Raw genomic sequence first — 5,968 nt, forward strand, 5'->3', positions numbered from 1 at the left:
ATCCAGTGCATAAAAGCAAAAAAGTACGCCAATTTGTAGCAAGACAGCAAGGAAAAATAAGCATTTTTCTCTTGCCACCCTATGCCCCTGATCTTAATCCTGATGAACTGGTATGGAATTACATTCGACAGACAGGCACTGCTCGGATGCCACTTAAAAAGGGGGAATCACTGCTAGAAAGAACATTTATCGATTTAGAATTGATTGCACAAAATAAAGCATTAATAAAATCATTTTTTAGAGAAACAACGGTATCCTTTGCTAGTGACTAGGTAGTATCATAGATAGCAGTTTATTTAGCAAAAGATGAAATTGACATAGAAACTCTCGGGTAGCTAGTAAACGAAGCAGATATGGCAAGACAATATAACCAAGTTTATTACCATTTTTTACTTTAAAAAAAATTAGCAGCACTCGTTATCGTGGTCATAAAAAAATTAAATGGTTAGAACTAGCAGTGTGCTATTTTGCTACCTCATATTCTTACTCAAGAACTGCCGCTTGAATTTCAATGATAAAAGGAGGCTTATCATTTATTTATATATAAATAAATGCTCCACTAAAAAATATACAGCGTAACCATGAAATAGTTAAAATAGTTTTAATATGTCAAATGAGGTTTTTGAATATGCCCGCAGTGAAGATATGATCACCTTATTAGACGATGCCTTTGATAAAGTAAAATCAGGTTTAACAACCGTTTCAGAAATTATGCGTGTATTAGGACCACAATCTTTACCCTGACATTTATACGATGAAATGTAATATTTACAGTTTATACTATACCTTTGAAGAGAATAGCTATGTCATCATTTACACTAAAAAATGAGTCTACATTATTTTATAAATAACTTTTCATTATGAAAAATGACCCTGTATTGAAACGTATTAAAACTACTTTTGATCCACAGCTTCAATATATACAAGTAGAAGCAGTAGAAATTGATAGTCATTTACTTAGACACGCTCGAAAAAAAGTGCTTAAGGCATGTCAGCAAAATAATAACTATCGCTTGCTTGTTTTCCTTAAAGAAATGGGTGAGTCAGTTCACCGAAATGCTATGGATTATTATAACTTTGCTACTAGCTTTTTTTCTGAAGGGTTTCCTCAAAATACCCAAATTGCAATTATTACGACGCCGACCAATTATGGTGCTGAGTCCGTGACTCGAATAGCAAAAGATAGGCGTGTCAATATTAAGCTTTTTTACGAAGAACAAGAAGCAAAAAAATGGTTATTAGGAAAAACTTAGATACTCCCCTCTAGAAGATTACTAGGGGGAGTCATTAATTAACAGAAGCTCAATCAAGGTACTTGATTATTGAAAAAGCTTCTAACCTGTGGCCAGATACGCGAAATTTTAACACCTTGATTCAAACAGCCACCATAGTGATGTAGACCAATAGCTTTATTGGAGCTTTTGGCTAAAACAGGAGATCCTGAACTACCACCAGTTGTATCACAATAATAACCTAAATCAGTTCCACTCCCACGACCAGAACGACTTGGCGCATCAACTCGACAGACATTACCTGAATTATAGTCACTTTCTATACCAAACTGCTTTGGTGCACCACTACCATGTTGAGCAATATATATCACTTCATTTTTTTGTGGGTCACGCACTTCTAAGCCCAAATAACCAAACTGTTTTATTGCACTAAAGTTATTTACCGTAAATAGCGTATAATCAAGGGTATAATCCGTTTTTAGTAGCGACTGTCCGGAAACTTTAACTACTTGATTCATTCTCTGTCCGCCACAACTACTCCGCTGATAATTAAACCAAACTTCAGAGCCACGGATAGATGAACTGGTACTCATGCAATGATTGTTAGTAAATACACGATTATCAGCACTTACTCGCCAAGCTGTACACAAACCGCGGCCCATAACTAATCGTCCTACCGCTTTAGCATAATTAAACTCAGTAGGATGTGAACGTTCATAGCAAGCAACATCTTTTCGCTCATTATTACCACAGGTAGACAACGTACGAACACGGTAGGCAATTTCATTTTCAGAATAGCCCTTCATGTAGTGACTTATTTTGAGTTTATTTTGAGTGGGTACCCACGTAGTTGCCTCATGCTGGTGCAACCTCACAATAGCAGTATCGCCCGTAATTGACATACTGGCCCAACTATTTACACCATCTTCATCATCACTTACAGTAAAGTCATCACGTTGCGAATTACTATAACGATATTCCTCTGACCCATCTTTATTGCTCACCGTGACCCAGCTACCATTAGGAATATCAAACTCAGAAAAATGCACCTTTATGAAGCTCGCACCAGGCTCACTAATAGTGACCCCTCCTCCAAGTGCTTCAATATCTCCACCCAATAATGATGCAGGCATTTCAACACGGTCTGCAATAATAATGGGCTTTAAAGATCCTTCTAATTCCTCACTGCTCACAGAAGGAATATATTCTAGTGTATTATTCTGATCTTGGGATAAAACGGGTGTGGCTGATAATGACAACAAAATACTCGCTATAAGCTTAGTTTTAAGTAAGTCCGTTAACATGCCTATGCCTCCTGGCTACACATAAAATAGAAGTAAATCAATTCAGCTGATTGAGCATAATTAATTAAAAAAACTAAATGTATACCTACAGCAAAGTGCGCACTTAAGCATTTTTATTATTAACACTTATTATTCTGGCATAAATAAAATGAACGAGGTGTTAATTTTTTTATCAAATTAAGATTTTTGCTTGAATGTAATTTTGCAATTGATATTTTTCTTCTTATTCAATTCATACGATAGGTATTCAAAAAAGATATAGAATTAGTCACTTTCAATTACTTTAATTAAGTTTATAAAACTCAAAATAATAACAGAAATACATTCTATCAAAAAAACAATCAAACACATTGCATATTTATAACAAGTTATTTAAATAGCGCCTGTAATGTCTGCTGTAGATAAGTCAAACGCTTGCTGGATTTGACATTATGCACAGCCATTGCTACTGCTTTTTTCTGACCTATTAAAATAACTAACTGTTTTCCACGTGTAACACCAGTATAAAGCAGGTTACGTTCAAGCAGTGTAAAATGTTGAGTCGCTATTGGTATCACAATAACAGGGTACTCTGAACCTTGGCTTTTGTGGATAGTTGTTGCATAAGCTAAGGAAAGCTCATCTAGTTCATGCATTTCATAAGCAACATCGCGCCCTTCAAAATTAATCAACAACTCTCCTGATTCTGAATCAACTGATTGAACACGACCAATGTCTCCATTAAACACTTCCTTATCATAGTTATTTACATTTTGAATGACTTTATCACCAGGTGCATACGTCCAACCAAATCGTGTTATTTTAGGGTGTGCGTCACCATTCATCTTTTCTTGTAACGCCAGATTTAAGCTTCTTGCACCAAGACCACCGCGATTCATTGGCGTAAGCACTTGAATATCATTAATGGGATCAACATTAAATCGCTTGGGAATACGTTCGCTTACCGAGTATATCAGCTTTGCTTGTATTAACTCTGGCTCATCCACTTCCATAAAGTAAAAGTCAGACTTTTCTCCTTTTTCACTGACTTTCGGGCTATAGCCTTTATTAATACTATGCGCATTAGTAATAATCTTTGACGTCGCAGCCTGACGAAAAATCTCTGTTAATTTTGCAACCGTAACAGTGTTTGAGTTAATAATATCTGCCAGTACTGACCCAGGCCCCACAGAGGGCAACTGATCGACATCACCCACTAATAAAACAGCTGTATTATCAGCCACCGCACGCAATAACTGATTCATAAGCACCACATCCACCATGGATGTCTCATCAACCACCAAGAAATCTGTTTCTAATGGCTTTTTTGCATTACGCTTAAAATCAAACTGTTTTGGATCAAACTCCAATAAGCGGTGAATAGTCGTGGCTTCTCGTCCCGTTGACTCACTCAAACGTTTAGCCGCCCGACCCGTAGGTGCACACAGGGTAACATGTGCTTTTTTAGCAGCAATAATCGTCAAAATACTATTAACCACTGTGGTTTTACCCACTCCAGGTCCACCTGTAATCACACAGAACTTGTTGTGAATAACCTGACGGATAGCATCCTGTTGAGAAGCTGAGAGTTGAATATGATTTTGCTGTTCCACCCAAGGAATTGCTTTGGTTAAATCAATGCCCTGCCAAAAGGTATGACCTCGAGCGAGTCGATGAATATGATTAGCTACACCTTGTTCAGCATGAAATAAAGGCGTTAAAAAAACACAAGGTACGCCATCAATATTTTGCGCAACCAGATTTTCAGCAACTAACTCCTCATTAATCGCTTGGCGTAAAACAGTATCTGGAATTTCTAAAAGCTTCTCTCCAGATAAAACCAGCTCTTCAAATGGGGCAGCACAATGCCCATTGCCAGAAATCTCCTGCAACACATGCCGTATGCCCGCTCGGGCGCGTATTAATGAAGTAGGCTCGATGCCCAGTCGTTGGGCAATCTGATCGGCTGTTTTAAAACCAATACCATGAATATCCAGTGCAAGCTGGTAAGGATTTGCACAAACTTTATCAACCGCATCTTCACCATAGGTTTTATAAATACGTACTGCACGCGCCGTACCCACACCATGAGACTGCAAGAACACCATAATATCGCGTACGACTTTTTGCTCCTGCCATGCCGAAGTAATCTTCTCCTGCCGTACTTTACCAATACCTTCTAGCTCCAATAAGCGCTCAGGTTGATGCTCAATAACATCAAATACCTGCTCACCAAAATGCTTCACTAACCGTTTAGCAAAGTGGGGGCCAATCCCCTTCACCATGCCCGAACCTAAATACTTCTGCATACCTTCCAGGTTTGTCGGCACAATCATCTTCACCGACTGCGCTTGAAACTGCAGGCCATGACGAGGATCATTCACCCAGATACCAAAGCTTTCAATATATTCACCTGCAGTGATAGCTGGCGTACTACCCGTTATAGTGACCAACTCCCGATAACCACGCACCTTGGCCCGCACCACAAAGAACCCGGTTTCCTCACTATGGAACGTCACCCGCTCAACGCTACCTTCCAAACGCTCCTGTGGTTGATGGTTTGTGGTGTTTTGGTTCATAGGCGATGATTAACTGTTAATGGTGGAAGCATGTGTTGGGCTATCTCTGCAATTAGTTGATAGGTTGCTATTAGCTGGCTCTAGTATTACAAAGCTACAAAAGAATGCCAAACCTAGTGATTATTAACCCCCTCCTAACCTCCCCCTTCAACAAAGGGGAGGAACTGATGGTGCTTCCTGAAACAAAAGATTTTTACTGCTTGCATGGTCTGCTCCCTCCCCTTAGCAAGGGGAGGGTTGGGGTGGGGTTTGTGGTTTTATACTGCAAACATCTTATTTGCCTGCTGGCTTTATTAACCCCCTCCTAACCTCCCCCTTCAGTAAAGGGGAGGAACTGATGGTGCTCACCTGAAACAAAAGATGTCTGCTACTTGCACGTTCTACTCCCTCCCCTTAGCAAGGGGAGGGTTGGGGTGGGGCTTGTGGATTTATACTGCAAACATCTTATTTGCCTGCTGGCTTTATTTACCCCCTCCTAACCTCCCCCTTCAACAAAGGGGAGGAACTGATTGTGCTTACCTGAAACAAAAGATGTTTACTGCTTGCAAGGTCTGCTCCCTCCCCTTAGCAAGGGAAGGGGTGGGGTTTGTTTCTAGCAGTAAAATTGGATGATTGCGGTTTAAGCTTTATTTACTTCAATGAAAATTCGACTTAATACACCTTCCAACTCACACATCACCTGCTGGTTAGTAAAATGAAGTACTTTTAAGCCACAAGATTCAAGAAACTTATCACGTATTTCATCATAAACCATGCCTTCTGAGGTAAAGTGGCTTTCACCATCAATCTCAATGACTAAGCGTAACTCAGCACAATAAAAATCAACTATATAATGACCAATAGTATGCTGGCGTCTAAATTTAACTCCTAATTG

General features: G+C 39.3%; 6 protein-coding genes. 3 read left to right on the forward strand and 3 right to left on the reverse strand.

Going from position 1 to position 5,968, the window contains the following annotated elements; translation table 11 throughout:
* The 3 genes from F607_RS36245 to F607_RS0124025 form a co-directional block, all read left to right on the forward strand.
* Positions 1–272 (forward strand): transposase (locus F607_RS36245; RefSeq protein WP_027707898.1); only part of this gene is annotated, 272 nt, incomplete at its 5' end.
* Between the two features lie 334 nt (positions 273–606).
* Entirely contained in the window at positions 607–744 is a 138-nt protein-coding gene (locus tag F607_RS34365; protein ID WP_157365588.1) for a hypothetical protein, read from the forward strand.
* 116 nt (positions 745–860) lie between these two features.
* On the forward strand, positions 861–1,253 hold the full coding sequence (locus tag F607_RS0124025; RefSeq protein WP_027710095.1) for a hypothetical protein: 393 nt from the start codon (positions 861–863) through the stop codon (positions 1,251–1,253).
* 53 nt (positions 1,254–1,306) lie between these two features.
* Here the strand turns inward: F607_RS0124025 and F607_RS31520 are convergent, their stop codons facing one another.
* The 3 genes from F607_RS31520 to F607_RS31525 all read right to left on the reverse strand — a co-directional run.
* Entirely contained in the window at positions 1,307–2,536 is a 1,230-nt protein-coding gene (locus F607_RS31520; protein WP_051311790.1) for a trypsin-like serine peptidase, read from the reverse strand.
* A gap of 368 nt (positions 2,537–2,904) precedes the next feature.
* Complete coding sequence (recD2, locus tag F607_RS0124035) at positions 2,905–5,094, reverse strand: SF1B family DNA helicase RecD2 (protein WP_027710096.1); 2,190 nt, start codon at positions 5,092–5,094, stop codon at positions 2,905–2,907.
* Positions 5,095–5,713: 619 nt separating this feature from the next.
* A partial coding sequence (locus tag F607_RS31525; RefSeq protein ID WP_038292163.1) for an endonuclease domain-containing protein occupies positions 5,714–5,968 on the reverse strand: 255 nt, incomplete at its 5' end.

Source organism: Zooshikella ganghwensis DSM 15267 (genome assembly GCF_000428585.1).
Taxonomy (GTDB): Bacteria; Pseudomonadota; Gammaproteobacteria; order Pseudomonadales; family Zooshikellaceae; genus Zooshikella; species Zooshikella ganghwensis.